Raw genomic sequence first — 24,143 nt, forward strand, 5'->3', positions numbered from 1 at the left:
CGTCAACGCTTCAGGGCGAAGTCGAAGCTGGACTTCGCCCTGTTCTTCATCGCGGCGACGCTCTCCCAGTTCGGCGAGGTCCGTTCGCGCACGGTTCGCAACATCGCCGCGCCGTCGAACTCCGTGCCGACATGAAAGGCGCCCGCGTCCGCGCAAAAGCCCGCTACCTTCGGATCGTAGCTGACGCCCGCGAATCCCACGCCCGCCGCCGCCGCCAAAATTACCGCGTGCAGGCGCACTCCGATCACGTACCCCGCGCCCGCGATGGTGTCGAGGGCGACGCGCGGATCGTCCGTCGACACGATCTCCCCACCGATGAGGCGGCACTCCTCGTCGTCTTGCGACGGCATGAAGCTCAGCGCGACGACCTCTCGCCCTTCGGCGCGCAACTCGCGCGCGAGGACGGCGAGGCGCGTCGTGGCGCCGCGCTCTCCTCCGCGCGGCGCGAGAATCACGCGGTTCTCGTCGCGCTTCACGTCACCCGCCGAGAGCAGCAAAGCCGGATCGCCGCCGAGCGACGCCGAAATGCCGAGCGCTTCGAGGGTTCGCACGCTGCCCGCGTCGCGCACGATCGCCGGGACGCCTCGCAACGCCGCCTTCACCTGCCGCCCGCCCGATTCGCTGAGCGGTCCCACGCTTTGGTTGAACACCACGACGCGCTTTCGAAAAAGCTTCCCGAGACGAATGACCGCCAGGTAGTACGCCAGCGTTCGCCCGCTCGTCTTGTCTTGCAAAAGGCCCCCTCCGCCCGACAGCAGCACGTCGCACCACGTCACGGCCTTCAGGAGTTCCAGGGGATGCATACGCGCCGAGGACCGCACGCCGTACGTGCGGGCGGTGTCGTTCGGCGTGGCCGACAAGAGGTCGACTTCGTGTCCGCGCGCGCGAAGCTCGCGGGAGATGGCGAGGGCGAGCGCTTCGTCGCCCGTATTCGCGAAACCGTAGTAGCCACTGACGAGGATCTTCATAAGCAAGAAAGCGAGCGAGGAGGGCCAATCGACCCTCCTCGCTCGACCGGAGTCAGCCTATCAGATTCGCTGGCCCGTCTTCGGCGCTCGGCGCTCGGCGATTTGCCCTTTGAAGAACTGCAGGCCCCTCGACACGATCGGAATCAGCACGAATCCGATCAGGGCGCCCACCCAAATTCCGTTGAAGGTTCGCAGCAGCGAGATCAACAGCGGCGTATGCGAGTGGCTGAAGGTGTTGAGGATGCTCGATTGCCCGACCACACCCCCGGCGAGCAGCAGGTACGACATGTACGGCGGGAAGAAGTTCGTGAGGCCCAAGATGCCCGCCGGGTGCCCGAAGATCTCCTTCGTGCGCGGGCGGATCATGGAGTCTTGAAGCGCTTGGCGCACCTTCGCCTCCGTGTCGGACACGCCGACCGCCGGGGTGTTGCCGCGGCGCAGCACCACGAGGGCAATGGCGGCCAAGCCGAACATGATGATGGCGATGTCGCCGAGCCGCATCGGCGTGTTGTAAAGGTCCGTGGCGGTCTTGCGAATGTCTTGGCGCGGCAGCAGCGACAACCCGAACAGCAACAGCGGCACGACGAGCGTGAGGCCGACGCCGCGGAACGGATCGAGGCCGAGCATCGCGAGTCGGTCCGTGGCGAGCGCCGCGACGAACAAGGCGCCCATGACGCTCAAAAGCGTGGCGAGCAGCCAGTCCGTGGGTTTGTTGCGCCGCATCACGAGGCCGAGCGCCGGGAAGGTCACGGCGGCGACGAGCGCGAACGTCCCGAACGGAGCGCCGTGGTTCACGACCGCCGCCCCTACAAGCGTCAAGGCGGCCGCGGCGACGCCGAGGCGCGACAGCGGGTAGCTCAGCGCCATCAGCACGAGCGCGAGTATCGGCCCGATCATCGATAGCCAACGCAGGGCCGCGCTCGGAGCGTACTCGCTCATCTGCGGCATCCCCACTTGGATGTTCGCGCGGCCCAAGCCCGCCTTGAGCGACGTCAGGAACGTCTTGGTGTCGTCCTCGCGTTCGTACGGCCGGACGTACAGCAATCGGTGGCTGCGCTCGCGCGCCGCGAGGACGTACTTGCTCGCCGTCTCCTCGGGGTCGAGCAGCCTTTGCCACTCCGGACGAATTGCGAACAGGCGAATCGCGGGACGATCGCGAATGACGTCCTCGATGCCTTTTTGCTGATCGGCGACCGACGCCTCGATCACGGCGGGCACGCGACTTCCGAGGCGCTCTTCCAAAGTCTTGAGGCGTTCGGGATCGTTGTTCGCGACGAGGTTCGAGCCGTTGAAGACGATGAAGGGTACGTTCGGCCAATCGGTCGCGAAGAGGCCGAGCTTCACGCTCGACACGTCGTACGGACGGTAGACGAGCACGAGGCCGTCGCGCTGCAACTCGGAGATGAGCGGCGTGTCGGGTCCGGCGGGCAAGCCGCGAATGTCCACGGGCCATCCGATCCACGTGCGCCCGCGCCACGTGACCTGCTCGGTGCGGTACGTGTAGCGATCGCGCAGCGCTTCCACGACGCCCGGCTTCACCGACGTGAGGTACGTGTAGTTCGGACGCACGGAAGCGCTCGGATCGTCCGCGACGATCTCCGAGCCCGAGCGGATGATGGCCGCGCCGCGCCGCGGGTAATCCCCGACGACGTCTTCGAACACGGCGACGCCGTTCACGCCGTACGAGCGGTACTCGCGCAGCAGATCGTGCCAGTCACGGCCGAGTTCGGTCGCCTGGCTGTTGAGGGCGGAGTAGTCCATCACGACCGTGACGGTCCGCTTGCTCTGCTCGTATTGAATGCGATTCCAAGCGAGAAGCAGCGCGGGAACGAAGCTGACGAGCAGCGCGATCAGGAGGATCAGCCGCAGCCGGTCGAACCTCGCGGAAGAGGGCGGTGAAGACAACACGCCCTCCAGTATCGCTCAATCGAGAGATGGGAGATGAAGACCTCTTTCTTCGTCGCACGTTCCCCTTTCGGGGAAGCTGCCACGAGAACCGGAATCACAGCGCGCCGCGAATGCGGTGCGTCAGCATGTCGAGCGCGGGCTCGTTGAGGCCGCCGTGCGGAATGATGACGTCGGCGTAACGCTTCGTCGGTTCCACGAACGTGAGGTGCATGGGCCGCACGAACTCCAGGTACTGCTGAATGACGCTTTCGGGGGTGCGTCCGCGCTCGGCGGTGTCGCGCTGCAAGCGGCGGATGAAGCGCACGTCCGCGTCGGCGTCCACGAAGACCTTGAGGTGCATCTTGTCGCGCACGCGAGGCTCGTACAGGGCGAAGAAGCCTTCGAGCACCACGACGGGCGCGGGCAGGATCGTCTTCGTGACGTCCGAGCGCGTGTGCTGCGCGAAGTCGTAGGTGGGCATCTCGATCGGGACGCCGCTCGTGAGGGCGTCGAGTTGCGACAGCATGAGGTCCCAGTCGAAGGCGGCAGGATGATCGTAGTTCGTCTTGAGACGCGCTTCGAAAGGAATGTCGCTTTGGTCGCGGTAGTAATTGTCTTGGTTGAGGACCGCCGCGGCGCCCGTCTCGCCGACCGTGTCGATGACGCGGCGCGTGACGGTCGTCTTGCCGCTGCCCGAGCCGCCCGCGATGCCGATGACGAAAGGTTTCAAATCGATCTCCTGTTCACGTCAGTCGCCGCCCATGTGCGACAGCGACCCGATGAGGCGAATGCGGCGCAAGGCGAAGTCCCGCGCGACTTCGTGCGTGGCTCGGTGGTGCCGCACCGCTTCGGCACACACGTTCGCGACGTTCGCGTACACGCGCTCGGCCGCTTCCTCGGGAGCGACGCCGCTCGCGGCGGCGATGAGTCCGGCGGCGTTCACGACGAAGTCGGGCACGTAGACGATGCCCGCCTCCTTCACGAGGTCCTCGCCGCCGTGCGAAATCGGGAAGTGCTCGCCGCCGGCGATGATGCGCGCTTGCAACCGCGGAATGTCCGCGCGCCGAATCGAGCGGCCGAAGCCGCAAGGCGAGAAGATGTCGCTCGGCACGTCGAAGATCGCGTCGGCGTCCACGACAGTGGGATTGCCGTGGTCCTCGGCGAATTCGCGCGCCTTCTCCGGGCGTCGGTCGGCGATCGTGATGCGAGCGCCTTCTCGCAGCAGGTGCGTGCACAAGGCGCGCCCCACCGAGCCCATGCCGAGCACGGCGACGCGCACGCCCCGCAAGCTTTCCGAGCCGAGGTGCACGCGCGCCGCCGCCTTCATGCCGCGGTAGACGCCGTAGGCCGTCACGGCGGGCGTGTCCGTGTTCATGCCGAGGGTGTGCGTGGTTTCCTGCGCGGCGAAGGCGATGTCGGTGCCTGCCACGCCGACGTCTTCGGTCAGGACGAGCCGCCCGCCGAGCAGACGCACTTGGCGGCCGAGGGCGCGGAACAGCGCTTCACGTCCGTGCGTGTCGCGCTCCTCGCCGGGCGGTTCGATGAGGACGCACGCGCCGCCGCCCAAATTCAAGCCCGCCAACGCGGCCTTGAGGGTGAGCGACTCGCTGAGGTAAAGCGCGTCGGACACCGCGTCTTCCTCGTCGTACGGCATGAGGCGGCATCCTGCGATGGCCGGCCCGAGGACGGTGGAGTGCACGGCGAGGATGGCTCGTAGGCCGCTCGGCGCGTGGTGCGCGAGCGTGATGCTTTCGTGACCGCGCGCCTGCATTTGCTCGAACATCAGCATGTTGCTCCAGACATGATCGGTTGCGTGTGCGGCGTCGCTTCGCGCGCCGCGCCGCCCTTCATCCTAGCAAAGGACGGCACCCGGCCGAATTTGAGAGTTGCGTGAAGTATTCGTGCACGAGTTCGGCGGCCGTGGTGTACAAATCAGGAAAGGTCCAAGGTGAAAACGACGCGATAGCGGCTTGTCAGAAAGGTGTAAGAGGGTCCTCCCATAAAATGCGTGCAGTGCGACAAAGATGAGAAAATGTTCTAAGATGGTGGCAAGGAAGGCAACGCGCGAATCACAAGGTCGCCAGCGGTGCGGCCTCGGGCGAGGCGAGCGCGGCGCGCCATCTTGAGGAAGGAATGAAAGGGGAACGCATGGAGATGATTGCACCGCTGGCCAAAGTGCTGGCCGAAGCGAACGGAATCGATTGGCGCAAAATCCAGGGAACGGGCCAAGGCGGTCAAGTCGTGGAGGAGGATATCCTCAACTACCTGACGCGCGTCATGGAAGGCGACGAAGAACCGCCTGCCACGCCCGTCGATCCGCCGCCGCCCGATTGGGACGGCGACATGAACCAGTTGCCCGACATGGCGGCGCTTGCTGCCGCCGGCGTGGACAGCGACATCGCCAATTACGTCGCGACGGCCCGCAACGAAAGCGCGGACCTCGCGAGCGACGTCATGGACTTCGAGTTGGAACTCGACGACGACGACACCGAGGTGGCCGCCTCGCACGAAGAGCCGATCACTCCGCTCGACGACGAGCCCAGCGCACCGCCCGTCGTGGAACCGCCCGCCGCTCCGCCTGCCGCGAGTGCCGGCATCGCGGGAGGCTTGCTCTCCAGCTTGTACCGCAAGCCCGAGGTGCAAGCCAGCGCGCCCGCGCAACCCGAGCCCGAGCCGCAACCCGAGCCGATCGCGGCGAGTGCGCCCGCGCCCGTCTCCCAGCCGCAAGCCGCGCTTGCGGAACCCGAAGTGGTCGAGCAGGACGTCGTGGAGCCCGAAGTCGTAGAGGTCGCCCCGGCTGCCTCGATGCCCGTCGCACCCCCCGTCGCCGAGCCGCAAGTCGTGGAGCCCACGCCCGTTCCGGTCGCGCCGGTCGTCACGCCGCCCGTCGCCACGCCCGTGTTCCAACCTGTCGTGGTGACCTCGCAGCCCGCTCCGGCGTACACACCTGCCGTCGCCGCGCCGATCTCCGGCAACTTCGTCACGCTGCGTCGCTCGTTCGGAGCGTACTCGCTCGTGCAAGCGGGCGAGCAACTCGGCGAGCACTTCGGTGGAGCGTCGGCGCCGCTCGCCGTGTTCGTTGCGCGTGCGGCCGCGCGCGCCCTCGGCACGCTCGGCTTGTCGAGCGTCGGGGTCTACTCCGTCGGTGACGAACTCACGGCGCTCGCGACGCCCAACCTCACGGGCCACTTCCGTGACGCCGTCGCCGACCTCGGACGGGCCCAGAGCGGCACCTCCAGCGACTTGATGGTCGTCGACGCCGGCGAACTCGGCCTCGACGAGATCACGGTCGCCTCGGGCGTGACCCTCTCGTTCGGCGAGGACGTCCTGACGCTGTCGGGCGCGGTGTCCGTCAAGCGCGGCGCGGCCTTCTTGCGTGAAGTCGCCGAGCTGCTCGAATCGCCGATTCGTCTGATGCTCTGAAGCGTTCACCCGAAAAGCTTTAGTACACTGGGGCACGGTGCCGCGCGCACCGTGCCTTTCTTTTGAGGCCGAGCCGCGCGGCGAGGAGGAATATGCCGGGAATCGCGATCATCGGCGCTCAGTGGGGCGACGAAGGCAAAGGCAAGATCACCGACTTTCTCGCGCCGAAAGCGCACTTCGTCGCGCGTTACCAAGGAGGCGCGAACGCCGGGCACACCGTCACGGCGCGCGGCCAAACGTTCAAGCTCAACTTGCTGCCAAGCGGGGTGCTGCACGAAGGCGTCGTGAGCATCCTCGGAGACGGCATGGTGATCGATCCTTGGAAGTTCGTGGAGGAACGCGCGAGCCTGCTGGCCGCCGGCCTCACGCCGGAACTTCGCATCTCGGACCGAGCGCACCTCGTGCTGCCGCACCACAAGTTCGTGGACGGCCGCAAGAACTTCGTCGGCACCACCGGGCGCGGCATCGGCCCCGCGTACGCCGACCGCTCGCGTCGCGTCGGATTGCGGTTCGGGGACTTGCTGAGCGACGACGTGCTGAGGGAGCGGTTGGAGCGGTTGCTGGAAGCCAAGCCGAACTCCACGCGCGACGCGGGCTGGACGAGCGCCGAAGGCGCCTTCGACAGCCTGACCGAGATGCGCGAGCAAGTCCTGCCGTTCGTGGCGGATACGGGCACCCAACTGCGTCAAGCCGTCAAGGAAGGCCGTAACGTCCTCTTCGAAGGCGCGCAGGCGACGTTGCTGGACCTCAACTACGGCACGTACCCCTTCGTGACGAGCAGCCATCCCACGGTCGGCGGCATCCTCGTCGGGGCAGGCGTGAACCACAAGGCCGTGAGCAAGGCGTACGGCGTCGCCAAGGCATTCAACACCCGCGTCGGCCACGGACCGTTCGTGACGGAAGTCTTCGGAGAAATGGAGCACCGTCTGCGCGGCGACGGCTCGCAGCCTTGGGACGAGTTCGGCACGACGACGGGCCGCGCTCGCCGCGTCGGCTGGCTGGACTTGGAGTTGCTGCGCTACGCGGTCGACGTCAACGGCTTCGACGGTCTGGTCATCAACAAGATGGACGTCCTCGCGGGGCTGGAGACGGTGAAGGTGTGCGTGCGTTACGACGAAGCGGGCGAGCCCGTCTACCGAGAGATGCCAGGCTGGGCGACGACCGAGGGCGCGACGTCGCGCGACACGTTGCCGAAAGAGGCGCAAGCGTACCTGGACCTCATCGAGCAGGAGACGAATTGCCCGGTGGTGATCTTCTCGTGCGGCCCGGAGCGCGAAAAGACCTACGGCGCCGTCGACTGGTCGTGACTCGGGCTTCGGCTGCAAACAAATCGGAACCCCTTACACAATCATAAGATTCTGGCGGAACTCAGACAGTTTAGGTAAGATGGCGCTCCTACACTGACCCCCATCGCACGAGCGGCCTTCCGCCATGCGCTCCCGGAGGTCACCGTGCTCATCGAACGATCAATACCAACAGGACAGGTGGACGTGGACGAAATCGATCAAATGCGGGACAGTGACACCCTGCCCGACGAGCACATCAAGACTTCCGGTCTCGCCGACCTCACGGACGAGTGGCTCACCATCATCGGCGAGGACCCCGACCGGGAAGGCTTGCTCAAGACGCCCAAACGCGTCGAGAAAGCGTGGCAGTTCATCACCTCGGGCTACCGCATGGACTTGCAGGAAGTCGCGAACGACGCGGTCTTCGCGGCCGAAGGCTCGGAGATGGTCATCGTGAAGGACATCGAGTTCTACTCCATGTGCGAACACCACATGCTGCCCTTCTTCGGGCGCGCGCACATCGGCTACATTCCGAACGGCAAGATTCTTGGCCTCAGCAAGTTCGCGCGCATCACCGACATGTTCGCGCGAAGGTTGCAAGTCCAAGAGCGCGTCACCACTCAAATCGCCGAGGCGATTCAGGAACTCCTGCAACCGCTCGGAACGGCCGTGGTGCTCGAAGGCGTGCACCTTTGCATGGCGATGCGCGGCGTGGAGAAGCAACACTCGTCCACGACCACCTTGGCGATGCGCGGCGCGTTCAAGGACGACGCGCGCACGCGCGCCGAGTTCATGACGGCGATTCGCCAGCGTTCCGTCACGCTGTAACGTTCTCCGTGCGACGCTAGAAGCGTGACGCCTCTCAATTCCACCCTCACGGCAGTGCCCGGCTTTCGAGTCGGGCACTGGACGCATCTCGAAGCAAAGACAGGTTGCACGGTCGTGCTGTGTCCACCCGTAGGCGCCGTCGCGTCCGCGTCTTTTCTGGGACCGTCGCCCGGCACGCGCGAAGGCGTTCTGCTCGCGCCCGACAAGAAGATCGAACGCATCCACGCCGTGCTCCTCACGGGCGGGAGCGCCTTCGGCCTGAGCGCCGCGACGGGTGTCGTACGCTTTCTCGAAGAGCAAGGCGTCGGGCATCCCACACCCGCCGCCAAGGTGCCGCTCGTCGCGAGCGCCGTCGTGTACGACCTTCTCGTCGGAGATTCGAAAGTCAGGCCGGGCGAAGCGCAAGGCTACGAGGCGGCGAGCACCGCGACGACCGACCCCGTGCCGATTGGCTTGGTCGGTGCGGGAACGGGCACGACCGCCGGGAAGTACGGGCCGCCCGAAACGATCGCGCGCGGCGGGCTCGGCTCTTCGTACGTGGCGCGCGGCGGAGCGAGCGTGGGGTGCGTCGCCGTCGTCAATCCTATCGGCGACGTCGTCGGGCCGAGCGGCGAAGTGCTCGCCGGACCGGGAACGGGCGTGCACGGCCCCATCGGGACCAAGGCCGCCGAGGTGACGAACACGACCCTGCTCGTTCTCGCCACGTCGCACGCCGTGACGAAGCCCGAAGCGAAACGCTTCGCGGACGCCGCCCAAGCGGCCCTCGCCCGCGTCATCCGACCTTCCCACACGCCCTTCGACGGAGACGCCGCCTTCTTCCTCTCGTCGGCCGACCTTCCGGCGGCCGACGCCCTGCTGATGACGGCGCTCGTGCAAGACGCCGTTCAGGAAGCGGTGTGGAGCGCCATCGAGCGTTGACGTCCGCGTGGGCTTCCCTCGGGCTTCGCCGTGCACGAAGGAAGTCTGGTCAGGCATTGAAGTCCATGCGCGCCGGTTCCCGTGTCACGCCTGCGCTCGCCTACATCGCCTACAGCTCATTCACCCAAGGCGCCGCCTCCGCTTTCCTAAGCGTCCACGCGGACGTCTCGCACCCCGTCGAAACGAGGTCGGCACCTTGAACTTCGTCCTGCCCGGCGAGGGCATGCTTCCCAGCGCCATGCTGCTCGAGGACGGCGGGAGAGGCGAGCGCTCCGCTCGAAGCGCTTCTCGGCGGGCTTGGACTCGAACCAAGGAGCTCGCCGTTGTCCTGCACTCGACGATCTCGCGGGCGAGCGCCCGCGACCTCGATGCTCCTAGCCTTCGCGAGGCAACTTCGGAAGCCGCAGAGCCTCGGGGTACAGAACGTGGTTGGCCGCTTGGGCCGCCTGCGCGCCTTCGTGCACGGCCGTCGCGACTTGATGCCCGTGCTTGTTCGACACGTCTCCCGCCGCGAAGAAGCACTCCAAGTTCGTCTGGTTCTTCTCGTTGATGCGTACGTGTCCGTTCGAAGCGAGGTTGACGCCGAGTTCGCTCAGCGGCGCCGTGTTGGGGTCGCTGCCGTACAAGCTGAACACGAGGTCCACGTCGAGACTGGACCCGTCGCGGAGGGAGACTCCGCACACCCCGTCCTCGGCGAGATTCACGCGCCGTACCACGCCACGCTTGACTTCGATGCCGCGTCGCCGCAACTTGCGCTCCACGGTGGGGGAGAGGGCGTTGCTCGCCGGGTCCACGAGCATCGTCAGGTCGCGCGAATACGTCAGGAACTGCAGCACCGTCCCAGCGGCCTTGTCGTCGTTACCGAGCAGCAGCACGCGGCGTTCCAGGCAGCGCCACCCGTCACACACAATGCACCAGAACAGCTGCTTGCCGACGAGGCGCCGCGCCCCCGGAAAGGTCGGCCAGCGATCGCGCACGCCCGCCGCCCAGATGACCGTCGAGGCGAGCAACTCGCCGTCCGGCATATCGAGCGCCAATCCGCCGGAAGCCTGACGAACGCGCGTCACCTCGCCGTCCCGAAAAGCCACGCCGAAGCGCGCCGCTTGCCGTACGCCGAGGTCGTGCAGCTTTCGCGCGTTCACGCCGTTTGGAAAGCCGAGGTAATTCTCGTTCGTCTGTCCGTACGTCCAGCGGCCCAACCCGCTGTCCACGACGAGGGTACGGCGCCGAAAGCGCCCCATGTACACGGCGGCGCTGAGGCCCGCCGGTCCGCCCCCGACAATCACGCAATCCCACCGTTCGTCCGTCGATTTCACGAAGCGCAGTACAGCCGACGCGGAACGACGCGATTGTGGTTCGTCCGCACTGTGAAGCGCGCGTCAAGACGAGGGCGCCCCTCGCGCGAGTGGGACCCCCACGCCCTCGTCGAGTCCCGATTGCTTCACCACGTGACGCTCCTCCTGGCGCAGGATATCTTCGATCTCGGCGTCTCCGCTCGGTCGAAGCGCGGCTCCTCCACCGAGTCGGAGGTGAATTCCGGCCTTCCAAGACTTGGCGCGGGGTAAGCCATCTCACGAGGTTCGTGCGCCTTATGGCAGACGCGGTTCCTCCGAGTGCGCTTCACAATGCGGGCATGACGCCTACAACTTCTTTGACCATCGAAACGTTCGATCCGAAAACGGCGTCGCGCGACACTTGGCGTGCCTACCACGCTTTCGCCGACCGGGTGCGTGCCGAAGTGCTTCCCGACGATCCCGCGACGCCTCCCGCGACGCGCGAACGCCTCATGTCGACGCATCCCGTGCATCACCGCCCTCACTACTGGCTGGCGCGGCGCGGCGACGCCGTCGTCGCGAGCGCCTTCCTGGGATTTTCCACGCTGGAGACGAACCGTCACTTGTGCGACATCGACGTCACCGTCCTCGCCGACGCCAGAGGGCAAGGCGTCGCGTCCGCGCTGCTGCGCCCCGCCCTCGAAAAGGCGAGGTCGGAAGGCAAGACGCATATCGGCATGTGGACGACCGACCGAATCGGGAGCGGCGAGGCGTTTTTGACGCGCCTCGGCTTGAACGCGAACTTGCGCCAACTCGTGTCGCGACTCGACCTTTCCACCTTGGACGAGGACTTGCTGCGCGGCTGGGTGGCGCGCAAGGACGAGCGTGCCGCCGACTTCGACATCGACGTGATCGAAGGCCCCTTGCCCGAGGAACGCCACGCCGAGTACGCGGGCTTGTTCGACGTCATGAACACCGCGCCGCGCGGCACGCTGGAAGTCGAGGACGAGCACACGACGCCCGAGCAACTGGGTGAGTGGGAACGCAGCTTCGCCGAAAGCGGCCGACGGCGCCTCACCGCCGTCGCGATCGAGCGCGCGACGGGTAAGCTCGCGGGCTTCACGATGCTGGTGTGGCTGCCCGAGACGTCCGAGATCGTGCACCAGTGGGGAACGGGCGTGTGGCCGCAGTACCGCGATCGCGGCTTGGGACGAGTCCTGAAGGCCGAGAACATCCTGCGCCTGCTGGAAGCCAATCCTGGCGCGCGCTTCGTGCGCACGTCCAACGCGCACGTCAACGCGGCCATGCTGGGCATTAACCGCGCCATGGGATTCAAACCCGAATTCGAAGAAGCGGCTTGGCAGCTCAAGGTCGAGCAGCTTCAGGCGTACCTGGACGCGAAGACGTTCGCCGTGACCGCTTGAGCTCGTTCGAGCGTACGGCTACAGCTCCACGACGCGGTAGCCGTACGCGTTGACGACGCGCGTGCCTTCCTCCTCGTACTCGACCTTCTTGCCTTCGTACTCGTGGATGTGCCCGTGCACGAAGAGCGTCGGATGGTGGCGCCGAACGAAGGTCGTGAGGTGCGGGCAGCCGCGATGCGCGAAGTCGCTGCCCGCGTGCGGCCCCATGGGCGGCGCGTGCGTGAGCAGCACGTCGAGGCGTCGTCCCACTCGGCGGCCAAGCTTCCACAGGCCGTACCGCGCCTCGAGCTCGCCGTACTGGCCGCTGCCGCCCTCGCGGTACCTCGGCACGCCGCCCCATCCGGCGATTCGGAGCCCGGCGACGTTCATCACCTTGCGGTCCATGTTGATCACGCCGCGCGGCTCGCGCTTGCCTTCTCCCTCGTTCACGAGCTCGTTCTCGTGGTTGCCGGGCACGTACAAGACGGGCACCGCCATCTTCGTGGCGACGAACTCGAGATAGTACCCGGGAACGTCACCCGCCACGAGGACGAGGTCGACGCTGGGCACTCCTTGCGGAAAGCCTTCGCGGTACACGAACGGATGCACGAAGTCGGCGAGCAAGAGAAGCTTCTTGCGCGCGCCGCTCGATTGTCGTGCCTCGGCGTCCTTCCGGAAGATCATGAAGTTCGCTCACTATCCCGTGTGAAGCGAACGTCTGACAAGTATTCGTCTGCTCATCTTCGCGGCACGAAGGGCGCTCAGTTCGCGCTCACCGCCCGCTCCGCCGCCCAAGCTCGCAAGGCGGCGACGTTCTCGGCGCGTAGCACGGACAAGGGTCGGGTCGCCTTGAACTCGCCGAGAAGGGTCGCCGTCGAAAGGCGCTCGCCGCTTGCAAAGGCGGCGTACAGCGCCGACACGACCGCCGCTTCCAACTCCGCCCCGCTGAAGCCTTCGGTCGCGTCCGCCAGCAAATCGAGGTGGATCGCCTTCGCGTCGTGCCCTCGCTTGCGCACCTGAAGCGCCAAGATCGCGCGGCGAGCCTCAAAGTCGGGCAAGTCCAAGAAGAACACCTCGTCGAAGCGCCCCTTGCGCACGAGTTCGGGCGGCAGGGCCGACACGTCGTTCGCCGTCGCCGCGACGAACACGTCTCCGTCGCGGTCCTGCAGCCACGACAAAAACGCTCCGAGCATTCGCCGCGAGGCGCCGCCGTCGCTTTCGCCGCCGCTCGCGAAGGCCTTCTCGATTTCGTCGATCCACAGCACGACGGGCGCCGTGCGTTGCGCGGTCCGAATCGCCTCGCGGAAGTTGCGCTCCGTCTCCCCGACGTACTTGTCGAACAACCGTCCCGCGTCGAGCCGCAAAAGCGGCAAGCCCCACGCGGCGGCGATCGCTTTGGCCGTGAGGCTCTTGCCGACCCCGGGAACGCCCAGCAGCAGCACTCCTTTCGGAAAGGGCAACCCGAACGCCCGGGCTTCCCGTGGCCGCTCGAACAACTGCGCGCGGCGCGTCAGCCACGCCTTGAGCGTCGTGAGGCCCGCCACGTCGGCGAGGTCGAGGTCGGGCGTCATGAATTCCAGCAAGCCGTCCTTCGCGACGACTTCGCGCTTGGCGAGCATCACGCGCGCCACGTCGGCCGCGCACAGCTTTCCGTCTTCCAAGATCACGCGCGCCACGACCCGCTCCGCTTCCGTGAAGCTCAAGCCGCGCAAGTTCGCCACGAGTCGCGCTCGGTCCGCTTCGCTCAGCGTGTCCTCCAAGCGCATCGTCCTCGACAGCTCCCGGAAGGTGCGGTCCACGAGTTCGCCGAGTTCGGTCGTGCCCGGTCCCGGCAGGTTGGCGCGCGCCGTGTACGGCAGCAGCGTCTTCGGCAACGCCACGTCGTCGCCGAGCAGTACCACCGCCGCCGAGGACTTCGAGAAGGCCGCCACCACCTCGTGCAGCTTCGCTTGCACGAGCGGCTCTTCGAGCAGGCGGCCTGCGCCCTCCACGACGTACAAGGCGGGACGGTCGTTGCCGCGCATGAAGTCCAGCGCGCCTTCCAGCGTGGTCGTGCCGTACACGCCGCTTCCCTCGCTGCCCGCGCGCCGCATCGCGACGGGACCGCGCGCGGCGCTCGCCAAACCGCGCGCGAGGCTCCACGTCATCATCGGCATCGCCTCGCCGTCGGCGAGCGCCTGAAGCAACGTGAACGTACGCTCCTCGTGCGGCGCGTCCAGCACGATCGCGCCGTACCGGGCGCGAACGAGAAGCTTGAGTTCGCGCAAGGCGTCCGAGAGGGTCATATCGTTTCTACGAGCTTACCCTCACGAGTGTTTCAGGATTCTTTCTCGTACTTCGCCTTGTGCTCGGCCATGAGGCGTCGGTACGTCTCGTTCGAGCGCGCCTCGTCCCACTTCGCCTTGAAGATGCGCGCGGACGCCGCCTTCACCGGGTCTTCCGGCGACTTTGGCAACTCCGCGCGTCCATGCGCGCCGCTGCGCCCTTTCAAGTCGTCGGGTACCGACCCGTCGTACTTCTTGCCGCCTTTGTGGTTCGCGTAGCGGCGAGAGCGCGTGTAGCCCATCTGCAGGAATTTGCGGGCCATGTCGGCACCCACGAAGTCGCCCGCGTCCAAGTACGCGAGGAACATCGCGTGGATCTTCTCGGCGCTTTCGCGCGCCACTTCGGGCGTCGCGAACTTCCAGTGCGGCAAGAGCTCGCGTTTGTACGGCTGCACCAGCAGCACGCCCTGCTCTCCGACGCCCACTCGGTAGAGATCGGGACGCTCACGCAAGTCGAGGTGGCGGTAGTCGAGCGAGTAGTCGAATCCGCTGCGACGTTTTCCGAGCAAAGGAGGCACGCCTCACCCCCGGCCCCTCTCCCGTTCAGGGAGAGGGGCGGAAGAAAGGCCGATGTGCATCAGGATTCCTCGCGTCAGCAGAGCGTTCAGTCCATCTTGTCGTCGTCGAGCAGGGCGGCGAGCATCCAGCGGTGCTTGTCGTGGATCAGCAGCGTCGCGTTGTACAAATCGGCCGTGACGGGATCGTCGGCGTCGTCGGCCTTCTTGGAGTCGTCGCGCAAGGAGCGCGTGACGAGCGTGTGATCGTCGACGAGTTGCTGCAGTTGCGCGCGCGCGTCGTGAATGGTGTCGGTCGGGACGCGGATGGGGCTGTAACGATCGACTTCGGCGGGCGCGGCGACGGGCGAGCCGCCGAGCATCACGAGGCGCTCGGCGATCACGTCGATCGTCGGGAAGATCTCGGCGGCCATCTCGTCGTACGTTTCGTGCAGCGTGTGGAAGGTGCGGCCGCGAATGTCCCAGTGGAACTTCTTGAACTTGAGGTACAAGGAGATCGTCGTGGCGAGATTGCGCTGAAGCGTCTCGGCGATCGTGCCGAACTCTTCCTCGGCGAGGTACGAGTGGTCGATGAGCTTCGCGTGGGCGTCGCCTCGGTCGTGGGCAGCGTCGGTGTGCGTGCCTTCGCCGGAGCGCATCTCGGCGGTGTCGTTCACGTCGTTCGAGACGGCGCTCGCGGTCATCGTGCCCGATTCGTCCATGACAGGAGCCTCGGTTCCGGCGGCCTTACGCTTGCGAGAGGGCTTGGGTTCGGCAGTTCCGGCATTGCGCTTCGTCATGCCCTCACCGTACGCGTTGGGCGCGTCTCGTCTCATGACGACGGCATGAGTCGGGCCTTGAGCAGGTCTTACGAAGGTCTAGAGAGCGTGCCAGAGCCAACGATTACCTTCGACGCGACTTGCAGCTTCGCCTCGCTCGACGAGTTCCACGAGGTGTGCGCTGACGACGCTGCGGTTCAAGACGACGGCGCCGGGATTCGTCATCGTCACGCCGAGGTCGTCGCACACCCGAGCGAGAATCTCGTCGATCGTTCGGGCCGTGGTGGCCGCGCGCTTCACGGCGCTCGTGGTGCGCTCGAACGCCGCGAGGTTCGCCGCGACCAAGCCCGCCAAGTCCTCGGTGGGCTCGCCGTGCCCGGGCAGCACCACGCGCACGCCTTCGAGGCCGCCGAGCTTGCGCGCACTTTCCTTTTGCAAGGCGCTGTCCATGCAAAACGTCAACGGATGCTTCGTCAAACTGTCGGGTCCGAACAGCGCGTCGGACGCGAACAGCACGTCTCCAACGCGCACGGCGAACATGAGGCTCGCGTGTCCCGCCACCTCGATGAGCTCTAAGGTGACGCCCGCGATCTTCACGAGACCCGGCTCGGGCGCGAGGCGCGCGTTGCTCGCCTTGGCCATCAAGAACTTGCCGCGAAGCTCTTGAGGAGGTCTCGCTCCGAAGAGGTAGATTGGCTCCAAGATCGGCGTTCGCAGAATCGCTTCCTCCAGCGGTGGCGCGAACACCTTGAGGTCCTCGAATTTGCTCTCCAGGAAAGCGTTGCCTCCGTAGTGATCGGCGTGGCTGTGCGTCGAGAGGATCGCCGAGAGGGTGAGGCCGCGCGCCGTGATCGCCTTGAGGAGCTTTTTCGCGTGGGATTCGTCGAGGCCCGAGTCGATCAGCAAGGCGGCGCCTCGACCGTCCTCGATCACGAGTTGATTGACCGCGCCCGGAAAGTAATGCACTCCGGGCGCCAGCGTGACGAGTTCGTTCGCCATGCGTCACTTTACCGAGCCAACGTGGCTGGCGCGCTTGTCGACCGGCGTGTATCAAGTGGCCTTCGCCGGCCTCGGGCGCAACGAGGCGGGCGGTCACGTGCAGGTCACGGCGTACGGAAGCGGAGCGAATTACTGCAAGGCCGGCAGTTGGACCTCAGCGGCGGGCGCCGCGAACAACAACTTCACGGCGAGCGTTTTATGCTTCACCGCCGACGGTGCTGCCAGCGACAGCATGTTCGACATTCAGGGCAGGTGGTGACGAATCGCTCCTGACACAAAAGCCTCCGGGAAGAGGAACGAGCTCAACTGCTCGTTCCTCTTCCCGCTTCACTTCCGCCTGAAGGCACATTCCCCTCTTCCCGTCGCGTGCTAGCGTTTTGAAAGCGATTCCCCACGCTTCGGATTATTCTCGCCGCCTCAGACACCCCATTTTCGGAGGATGCATGTCACAAGCCAATACCCTCGGCGAACTGCTCTCGTTGCCTCAGTACGCCGATCGCAAACCCTTCGACGGCCGGAACCGCACGGTTCAGGACGAAGTGCGCGCCAACCTCGTTCGCAAAATCAAAAACGGAGAAGAACTTTTCCCGGGCATCGTCGGCTTCGAGGAGACGGTCATTCCGCAACTCGTGAACGCCCTTCTCGCGCGTCAGAACTTCATCTTGTTGGGTCTGCGCGGCCAAGCCAAGAGCCGTATCCTGCGCGCCATCACCACCTTGCTCGACGAGACGGTGCCCGCCATGGCGGGCAACGAGATGAACGACGATCCGCTCAATCCCATCTCGGCCGAAGGCAAGGCGATGCTCGAAACGCATGGTCACGACTTGCCCATTCGCTGGATCGATCGGCAGGATCGTTACGTCGAGAAGCTCGCGACGCCGGACGTGACGGTCGCCGACCTCATCGGGGACGTCGATCCGATCAAGGCGGCCCGGCTCGGCACCGCGCTGGGTGACGTGCGCTCCATGCACTTCGGCTTGCTGCCGCGTGCGAACCGAGGCATCTTCGCCGTGAACGAGCTCGCCGACCTCGCGCCGAAAGTGCAAGTGGCGCTCTTCAACATCCTGCAAGAAGGCGACGTTCAAATCAAAGGCTACCCGATTCGACTCGAACTCGACGTGATGCTCGTCTTCTCGGCGAACCCCGAGGACTACACGGCGCGCGGCAAGATCGTCACGCCGCTCAAGGACCGCATCGGCAGCGAGATTCGCACGCACTACCCGAAGACCGTCGAGCTCGGCATGGACATCACCGCGCAAGAAGCGTACCGCGACGACGTGGTGACGATTCCGTCGTTCGTGGCGGAACTCATCGAGGAGATCGCCTTTCAAGCGCGCGAAGACAACCGCGTCGACAAGCTTTCCGGCGTGTCGCAACGCCTTCCGATTTCCCTCATGGAGCTTTCCAGCGCGAACGCCGAGCAACGGGCCCTGAGAAGCGGTGACGAACCTGTCGTGCGCGTCGCCGACCTCTACGCGGGCTTGCCCGCCATCACCGGCAAGCTCGAATTGGAGTACGAGGGCGAGCTCAAGGGCGCCGAGAACATCGCCAAGGAGATCATTCGCAAAGCGGCCGGAGCGGTCTACGCGCGCCGATTCGCGTCCGCTTCCACGGAGGACATCGAGAAGTGGTTCGAGGACGGCAACGTCTTCCGCTTTCCGCAGGAAGGTGACGCGGGCGCCGCGATGAAAGAAGCGCGCCGCGTGCCGGGCTTGATGCAGTTCGCCGCCGAACTCGGCGAAGGCTCTTCGGACGCGCACCGCGTCTCTGCCGCCGAATTCATTCTCGAAGGCTTGTACGGCCGCAAGAAGCTTTCTCGCGCCGAGGAAACGTACGCCGCCGCCGAGAAGGAAACCGTGCGTGGCCGTGGCGGAAGGTGGAATTGAGAGGAGCGAGGCGTGAGAAACGAGAAGTGAGCACCTTCACGCCTGCCGCTTGCCGTGTTCGCTTCTCGTCGCTCGTCGTCCTTCCTTGAAAGGTGTTTCCATGCGCATCACCCGCTACAGCAAATTTGAAGGAGAACTCGACCAACTCGACTCGGCCGAGCTCATGCAGATGATTCAGGAGGCGCTGCTGGGACAAGGCATGAACGACCCGTGGGATCCCGATCCGGACACGCGTCCGTCCATGGACGATCTGTTCGACGCGATTTTGCAGGCCCTCATGGACCGAGGAATGATTCCCGAGGAGATGCTCGAAGAGGCGATGAACTCCGACGACATCCAAGAGTCGCGCCTCGGGCAGCAGATTCAGCGCCTCATGGACAAGCTGCAAATGGACGGCTTCATCCGCAAGGAGTTCGAGGAGGATCCGCAAGCGGCGCAAGGCGGGCAAGGCCAACCGGGCGAAGCGAAGTTCCAACTCACCGACAAGAGCATCGACTTCTTGGGGTACAACTCGTTGCGCGAGCTCATGGGAGGCCTCGGGCGGTCGAGCGCGGGCAACCACGACACGCGCGATTACGCGTCGGGCATCGACATGACGGGTGAGCTGAAGAACTACGAGTTCGGCGACACCCTGAATCTCGACACGACGCAGACGTTGTCGAACGTGATCAGCAAGGGCTTCGAAAACATGGAGGAGAGCGACCTCGTCATTCGCCAAGCGGAGTACAGCTCCAGCGCGGCGACGGTCGTCTTGCTCGACTGCTCGCACTCGATGATTTTGTACGGCGAGGACCGCTTCACGCCCGCCAAGCAAGTGGCCCTCGCGCTCGCGCACCTCATTCGCACGTCGTACCCGGGCGACAGCCTCAAGTTCGTCCTCTTCCACGACTCGGCGGAGGAAGTGCCGCTCTCCAAACTCGCTCAAGCGCAGATCGGTCCGTACCACACCAACACCGCCGGTGGTCTTCGGCTCGCGCAGCAACTCCTCAAGCGCGAGAACAAGGACATGAAGCAGATCGTGATGATCACGGACGGCAAACCGTCGGCGCTCACGCTGCCCGACGGACGCATCTACAAGAACGCGTACGGCCTCGATCCCTACGTGCTCGGCCAGACGTTGCGAGAAGTCGCCAGCTGCCGTCGCAGCGGCATCCAGATCAACACGTTCATGCTGGCGCGCGACCCCGAACTCATCTCGTTCGTGCGCCGCGTGTCGGAGATGACGAAGGGCAAAGCGTACTTCACGACGCCGACGAACATCGGTCAGTACGTGCTGATGGACTACATGAGCAACAAGACGAAGGTCGTGAACTAACCGCCGAACGAGGCGATGGGCCGTCCCGGCGTGCCGGGACGGCCCATCGCCTCGTGTTACACGGCGGCGAGTTCGGCGGTGGCCGCCTCGAGCATCGCCTCGGGATCTTCCAGCGTCAAATCGTCGCACAAGCCGACGCGAAGCGGCGTGGCGTGTCGAGCGCGAATCTCGGCGTGAACGCGCTCGGCGAGCAGGCGGGCGTGTTCGCCGTCCGCGCCGGGCAGAAGCAGGGCGAAACGCGCGTCGTCGAGGTGGGCAACGGTGTCGAGACCGTGGGCGTGATCGGCGAGAATTTCGGTGACGTCGCGCAGCATGGCGGCTCGTTGCGCTTCGGTGGGTGGAAGGTCGGCGAGGTCGACGATGACGAGCGTGAGCGGATAGTCGAGGTGCTCGGCGCGCGCGAACTCGTGCGCGAACTTGCGTTCGAACTCGCTGCGTTGGACGACCGAGGCGCCGAGCGGTTCGGCGCGCGGTGCAGGACGAGCCGGAAGGACCGGGCGGTTGCGCACGGCCGCGCGGTACGCGTCCCGAGCGATCGCGATACGTTCCTCGCTGGCGGCGCGTACCTGTTCGTCGAGGTGGTGGTACGCCTTGAAGTGCGTCAAGGCGGCGCCGGCGTCGCCGAGCGTCTCGTGCACGCGTGACAAGACGAGGTGGACGTCTCGAACTTCCTCGGGCGCCGCGCACTCGGCGAGGCGAAACGCGTGCGTAGCGAGCGGCAGCGCCTCGGCAGGGCGGCCGAGGTGCAGCGCCGCTCGGGCGAGGCCGAGGATGGCGGCGCGTTCGGTGTTCTCGTCGCCCGCGTCACGCGCGAGGTGGAGGGCGCGCGCGAAGTACTGTTCGCACGCGTTCACATCGTGGGCGAAGGTCGTTTCGCCGAGCAACAGGTAAGCTTTGCCCGGAGTGGCGGGAAAGGTCGCCTTGTCGAGCAGTGCGAGGACTTCCTCGTGGGTTTCCTCGGCTCGGCCGAGGTCGGCGCGAACGCGGGCGCGAAGCAGCGCCGCCGCGTCCCGCCGAGCATGGTCGTAGGTCGCCTCGGCGAGTCGTTCGGCGGCGTGCAGGTGCGTGAGGGCCTCGCTGTACTCGCGCAACGCGCGGCAAGCGTGCGCGGTGAGCAGCAGGGCGTCGAGGTGCTCGCGCTGCGAGAGGTCGCCTCGTTGGTCAAGCGCGACGAGGGCGTGTTCGTACGCGAGGTCCGGCACGCCCTCGTCGCTGTACAACTGGGCGACGTGCAAGGCGTGGCGAGCCGTGCACGCCGCGTCCGCTTGCTCTTGCGCGAAGTACAGGGCGCTGTGGGACGTGAGCAGGGTGGTTCGCAGGGCGTGGCGGTCGGACGAGGCCTCGGAGGCGGTACGCTTGCGTTTCGCGGCGGAGGTCGCTCGAATGGGTGTGGACGGGGGAGAAGCGTGCGCGACGAATCCCGAGGAGTCGTAAACGGTGAGGAAGGTCGGTAGAGCTTGGCGCTGCCGAGCGTACGCCTCGGCTTCACGAGCGAATTCGAGGGCGCGTTCGGCGATGCCTTGAGCTGTCGCGATCAATGCGTCGAGGTTCGCGTCGTTCGAGGCGTCGAAGGCCGGCATGGTCGAATTTCGAGGAGCGTGCGTCATGATGGCCCCTCCTGGGGCGAATGCAGCCACTGTACGCGCGAGATTCTCACAAGCTTCTTACGGCGGCTTGCCTCGAAATGAAGGTCAAGGGCCGCTCGCCCGTCTTCACCTTGTGTTTCAATCCACTTTTTCTTCATGGTCTCTTCGAAAGGTTGCCTAATGAACGATGGTCGGGTGCTTCGTACGGCTTCATGAAGACAAATGTCGAAGCGTAAGATTCTCGTGATCGAAGACGATATGGACATCGCCCGTTTCGTGCGCTCGGACTTGGAAGACGCCGGATACGACGTCCTTCATGCCGCCGACGCCATGACCGGCCTCGTGACGGTCCGTGAGCAAAACCCGGACCTTATCCTGCTCGACCTCGGCTTGCCCGATTTCGACGGCACGGAAGTGCTCGGCCGTGTGCGCCGCACCTCCACGCTGCCGATCATCGTCGTGACCGCGCGCGACACGCCCGACGAGAAGGTCAAACTGCTCGAAGGCGGCGCGGACGACTACGTCGTCAAGCCGTTCGATTCGCGCGAGCTCATCGCTCGCATCGGCGTTCAGCTACGCCAGTCGGGCGGCGCTCCCATCGAAATCAACGGCATCGAGCTCAACGTTCAGCAGCGCATGGTGAAGTACCACGGCCAGGAAGTGCGCCTCTCGCCGACCGAATTCAACCTGCTCGCCCTGCTCGCCCGCCAGCCCGGCCGCGTGTACTCGCGTGAAGAGATCGAGCGTGAAGTGTGGGACGGTCGCTTGCCCGCCAACTCGAACGTCGTGGACGTCCACATGGCGAACTTGCGCGGCAAATTCCGCGACGTCGAAGGTTACGGCGTCATCCGGACCGTGCGCGGCATCGGCTACGCGCTGCGAAGCTGACCGATTTCGACGTTAGAGCGCCGCACTTTCACAGTGCGGCGCTCTTCGTTGTCGGTCGGCGGTTCGTCGCGCGCTTACCTGCCCGCGGCGGTCGTGCTTACCTTGGGCACGAACACGATCGCGTTCGGAACGGGACGGCTCCACACCGTGTTGAGGTAACCGCCGCCGAAGAACACGGTGGCACTGCTTCCCGAGTCGAGGCGCAGGGCGCGCGTCACGCCGACGCTCGCGAGAGCGCGGGCGAATTCTTCGGGCGTGCCCTGCTCGAAGTACGCGATCGTGGGCTTGCCGCTCAGCACGGCGAAGGCCACTTGACGCGTCGGGCGCCAGACGTTGGACCCCGTGTCGAAGCCTTCGCGCACGGGGTCGACGACGACTTTGCCGTCGTCGACGAGGAGCGGTCCGGCGGCGAGGGCTTCGCGCACCGTCTCCCAGCCGTTCGCTTGCCACATCAAGTCGAGCTTGGCGGGCCCGCCGATGAAGCGCGGTAGATTCGGAAAGCGCTTGGGATCGAACGTGACCGTGACGTCACCCGCGCGAGGCATGGTGACGCCGTTCGCGACCCCTGAGACGACATTCTTGCCGAGATCGAGGAAGAGCGTGACGAGGTCGCCCGCCCCGACGGGCGTGCGTCCGTCGGCGACGAAGAGGGTCAACCACTGTGGCCTCGCCGCCGCGCCGACGGTGTTGACGGTCAAGCTGCCCCACGGGCCGCTCAGGACGTAACGGGGCTTCGGAAAGCCGAACAGGACCGACGAGTCGGTGAAGCCGAGGGTCGCGCGTCGCTCCAAGCTCGGAGCGACCATCATGCCGCCTCGCGCGACGAGATCGACGGGCAAGGCGCTCTTGGGATCGAAGTAGCCGCCGTTGACGCCCGCGATGGCGCCCGCGTCGCGCACGAGGTCCGCTACGCCCTTGGCCTGACCGAGCGGAGCGGAGACGACGCGCGGTTCGAAGCGGGTGTCGTCGAAGCTCACGAGGTGCAACTTGCCAACGTTGCGGTACATCACTCCTGCGGGCAACTTGTCGACGTCGGGCGGCGGCGTGACGCTCGGATCGAGGTTCGTGACGGTGTCGACGACGATTCGCGGCGGATCGTCGAGCGTGAACACGGTCGAGGCGCCGTTCGCGCCCGTCTCCAAGCGCACGTGTAGATTGCCCGAGCCGGGCGTGACGGTCAGCGAGTCGCCCGATTCCAGCGTTTGCGCGCTGACGTCGCCAGCCGTGTCGGCGAGGACGAGCGTCACGCCGCGCTCGTCGCGCGTGACGCTGTACTGAGCGCCCTTCGTGAGCTCCAGCACGACACGCTGCGTCTCGAGCGCTCGCCGCAAGGTGCGGCTCGTTCGCGTGCTCGCGAGGCGAGCGCCTTCTTCGGGCGCGGCTGGCGGGGCGCTCGGCGCCGGGCTTGGACTGGGCGCCGGCGCGGGTACCGACACCGGTGGCTGGACGGGCGTCGGAAACGGCGAGAAGTAAGCGCTGGCAGGCGCCGTTTCGGGCGTGAGGCCTTGAGCGGCGGGCGCCGGAAAGTCGACGATGTCGGGCGCGTCCTCCACTTGCGTGACGCCGAGTGCGCGCAGAACGTCGAGCGAAACGTGCCACGATCCGCCGAGTTGCTCGGGCGCGCTCAGCGAAGGTGTGCTCCAAGCGCCCGTCCAGCGCAACTCGCGGTTCGCGAAGCGCAGACGGATTTCGGACGGGCTGTTGAGCAGCACGTCCACGCCGAGCCGAGTCAGGAACCACACGGGCAAACCTTCTTGGCCGCTCGGCAATGTCTTCGTCTCGACGCGGGGGCTGGTGAGTTGACCGCCGATCGCGACGGGTCGCGCGGCGGCGACGCTGAGGAGCGTGGCGAGCAGGGTAAGTGAAAGGGCGCGGCGCGTCACGG

General features: G+C 66.0%; 21 protein-coding genes. 9 read left to right on the forward strand and 12 right to left on the reverse strand.

Translation table 11 applies throughout. The features are described 5' to 3' along the window. Positions 1-2 precede the first annotated feature (2 nt). The 4 genes from csaB to DES52_RS09615 all read right to left on the reverse strand — a co-directional run bounded on the left by csaB (position 3) and on the right by DES52_RS09615 (position 4,644). A complete protein-coding gene (gene csaB / locus DES52_RS09600; RefSeq protein ID WP_110886584.1) occupies positions 3-968 on the reverse strand; it encodes a polysaccharide pyruvyl transferase CsaB in 966 nt (321 codons plus the stop codon). A 60-nt stretch (positions 969-1,028) separates the two neighbouring features. Continuing rightward, positions 1,029-2,876, reverse strand: a complete 1,848-nt coding sequence (locus DES52_RS09605; RefSeq protein ID WP_245900876.1) for a DUF5693 family protein — start codon at positions 2,874-2,876, stop codon at positions 1,029-1,031. A 94-nt stretch (positions 2,877-2,970) separates the two neighbouring features. Next, positions 2,971-3,585 (reverse strand): uridine kinase, encoded by a 615-nt coding sequence (udk, locus tag DES52_RS09610; protein WP_170130978.1) that lies wholly within the window; start codon positions 3,583-3,585, stop codon positions 2,971-2,973. Between the two features lie 18 nt (positions 3,586-3,603). Beyond that, positions 3,604-4,644, reverse strand: coding sequence for a Glu/Leu/Phe/Val dehydrogenase family protein (locus DES52_RS09615; RefSeq protein ID WP_110886587.1), 1,041 nt, complete (start codon positions 4,642-4,644; stop codon positions 3,604-3,606). Between the two features lie 344 nt (positions 4,645-4,988). On the opposite strand from DES52_RS09615, the gene DES52_RS22540 reads away from it, so the two are divergent. From DES52_RS22540 to DES52_RS09635, 4 genes are all read left to right on the forward strand, one after another. Next, positions 4,989-6,278 (forward strand): E3 binding domain-containing protein, encoded by a 1,290-nt coding sequence (locus DES52_RS22540; protein WP_146237239.1) that lies wholly within the window; start codon positions 4,989-4,991, stop codon positions 6,276-6,278. Positions 6,279-6,370: 92 nt separating this feature from the next. Next, a complete protein-coding gene (locus DES52_RS09625; RefSeq protein WP_110886588.1) occupies positions 6,371-7,585 on the forward strand; it encodes an adenylosuccinate synthase in 1,215 nt (404 codons plus the stop codon). A gap of 201 nt (positions 7,586-7,786) precedes the next feature. Then, on the forward strand, positions 7,787-8,392 hold the full coding sequence (gene folE / locus DES52_RS09630; protein ID WP_110886654.1) for a GTP cyclohydrolase I FolE: 606 nt from the start codon (positions 7,787-7,789) through the stop codon (positions 8,390-8,392). A gap of 24 nt (positions 8,393-8,416) precedes the next feature. Beyond that, positions 8,417-9,310, forward strand: a complete 894-nt coding sequence (locus DES52_RS09635; protein WP_110886589.1) for a P1 family peptidase — start codon at positions 8,417-8,419, stop codon at positions 9,308-9,310. Positions 9,311-9,684: 374 nt separating this feature from the next. On the opposite strand, the gene DES52_RS09645 is transcribed toward DES52_RS09635, so the two are convergent. Beyond that, positions 9,685-10,626, reverse strand: coding sequence for an NAD(P)/FAD-dependent oxidoreductase (locus DES52_RS09645; RefSeq protein ID WP_110886591.1), 942 nt, complete (start codon positions 10,624-10,626; stop codon positions 9,685-9,687). 317 nt (positions 10,627-10,943) lie between these two features. On the opposite strand from DES52_RS09645, the gene DES52_RS09655 reads away from it, so the two are divergent. After that, the gene (locus DES52_RS09655) at positions 10,944-12,008 is read left to right on the forward strand and encodes a GNAT family N-acetyltransferase (protein WP_170130979.1); all 1,065 of its coding nucleotides are present in this window, start codon (positions 10,944-10,946) and stop codon (positions 12,006-12,008) included. Between the two features lie 18 nt (positions 12,009-12,026). Here DES52_RS09655 and DES52_RS09660 read toward each other — a convergent pair whose 3' ends face one another. The 5 genes from DES52_RS09660 to DES52_RS09680 form a co-directional block, all read right to left on the reverse strand. Further along, the gene (locus DES52_RS09660) at positions 12,027-12,671 is read right to left on the reverse strand and encodes a metallophosphoesterase family protein (RefSeq protein WP_110886594.1); all 645 of its coding nucleotides are present in this window, start codon (positions 12,669-12,671) and stop codon (positions 12,027-12,029) included. A gap of 77 nt (positions 12,672-12,748) precedes the next feature. After that, complete coding sequence (locus DES52_RS09665) at positions 12,749-14,272, reverse strand: AAA family ATPase (RefSeq protein WP_110886595.1); 1,524 nt, start codon at positions 14,270-14,272, stop codon at positions 12,749-12,751. A 32-nt stretch (positions 14,273-14,304) separates the two neighbouring features. Beyond that, positions 14,305-14,829 (reverse strand): DUF4385 domain-containing protein, encoded by a 525-nt coding sequence (locus DES52_RS09670; protein WP_245900879.1) that lies wholly within the window; start codon positions 14,827-14,829, stop codon positions 14,305-14,307. An 86-nt stretch (positions 14,830-14,915) separates the two neighbouring features. After that, positions 14,916-15,605 (reverse strand): Dps family protein, encoded by a 690-nt coding sequence (locus DES52_RS09675; protein WP_245900881.1) that lies wholly within the window; start codon positions 15,603-15,605, stop codon positions 14,916-14,918. Positions 15,606-15,683: 78 nt separating this feature from the next. Continuing rightward, positions 15,684-16,583 carry an MBL fold metallo-hydrolase gene (locus tag DES52_RS09680; protein ID WP_110886596.1) on the reverse strand — a complete coding sequence of 300 codons (900 nt, stop codon included), beginning with the start codon at positions 16,581-16,583 and terminating at the stop codon, positions 15,684-15,686. Here DES52_RS09680 and DES52_RS09685 point away from each other — a divergent pair. The 3 genes from DES52_RS09685 (at position 16,582) to DES52_RS09695 (ending at position 19,784) form a co-directional block, all read left to right on the forward strand. Further along, positions 16,582-16,842, forward strand: coding sequence for a hypothetical protein (locus DES52_RS09685; RefSeq protein WP_146237240.1), 261 nt, complete (start codon positions 16,582-16,584; stop codon positions 16,840-16,842). The genes DES52_RS09680 and DES52_RS09685 overlap by 2 nt on opposite strands. 184 nt (positions 16,843-17,026) lie before the next feature. Continuing rightward, on the forward strand, positions 17,027-18,469 hold the full coding sequence (locus DES52_RS09690; RefSeq protein WP_110886598.1) for a sigma 54-interacting transcriptional regulator: 1,443 nt from the start codon (positions 17,027-17,029) through the stop codon (positions 18,467-18,469). Positions 18,470-18,569: 100 nt separating this feature from the next. Continuing rightward, entirely contained in the window at positions 18,570-19,784 is a 1,215-nt protein-coding gene (locus tag DES52_RS09695) for a vWA domain-containing protein (RefSeq protein ID WP_110886599.1), read from the forward strand. A 56-nt stretch (positions 19,785-19,840) separates the two neighbouring features. On the opposite strand, the gene DES52_RS09700 is transcribed toward DES52_RS09695, so the two are convergent. Continuing rightward, positions 19,841-21,391: a GGDEF domain-containing protein gene (locus DES52_RS09700; protein WP_110886600.1), complete on the reverse strand. Its 1,551-nt coding sequence runs from the start codon at positions 21,389-21,391 to the stop codon at positions 19,841-19,843. 201 nt (positions 21,392-21,592) lie between these two features. Between DES52_RS09700 and DES52_RS09705 the strand changes: the two genes are divergently transcribed. After that, positions 21,593-22,258, forward strand: coding sequence for a response regulator transcription factor (locus tag DES52_RS09705; protein ID WP_110886601.1), 666 nt, complete (start codon positions 21,593-21,595; stop codon positions 22,256-22,258). Positions 22,259-22,332: 74 nt separating this feature from the next. Here the strand turns inward: DES52_RS09705 and DES52_RS09710 are convergent, their stop codons facing one another. Then, on the reverse strand, positions 22,333-24,141 hold the full coding sequence (locus DES52_RS09710; protein WP_110886602.1) for a phosphodiester glycosidase family protein: 1,809 nt from the start codon (positions 24,139-24,141) through the stop codon (positions 22,333-22,335). Positions 24,142-24,143: the final 2 nt, after the last annotated feature.

The sequence above is a fragment of the Deinococcus yavapaiensis KR-236 genome, assembly GCF_003217515.1.
GTDB classification, from domain to species: Bacteria; Deinococcota; Deinococci; order Deinococcales; family Deinococcaceae; genus Deinococcus_A; species Deinococcus_A yavapaiensis.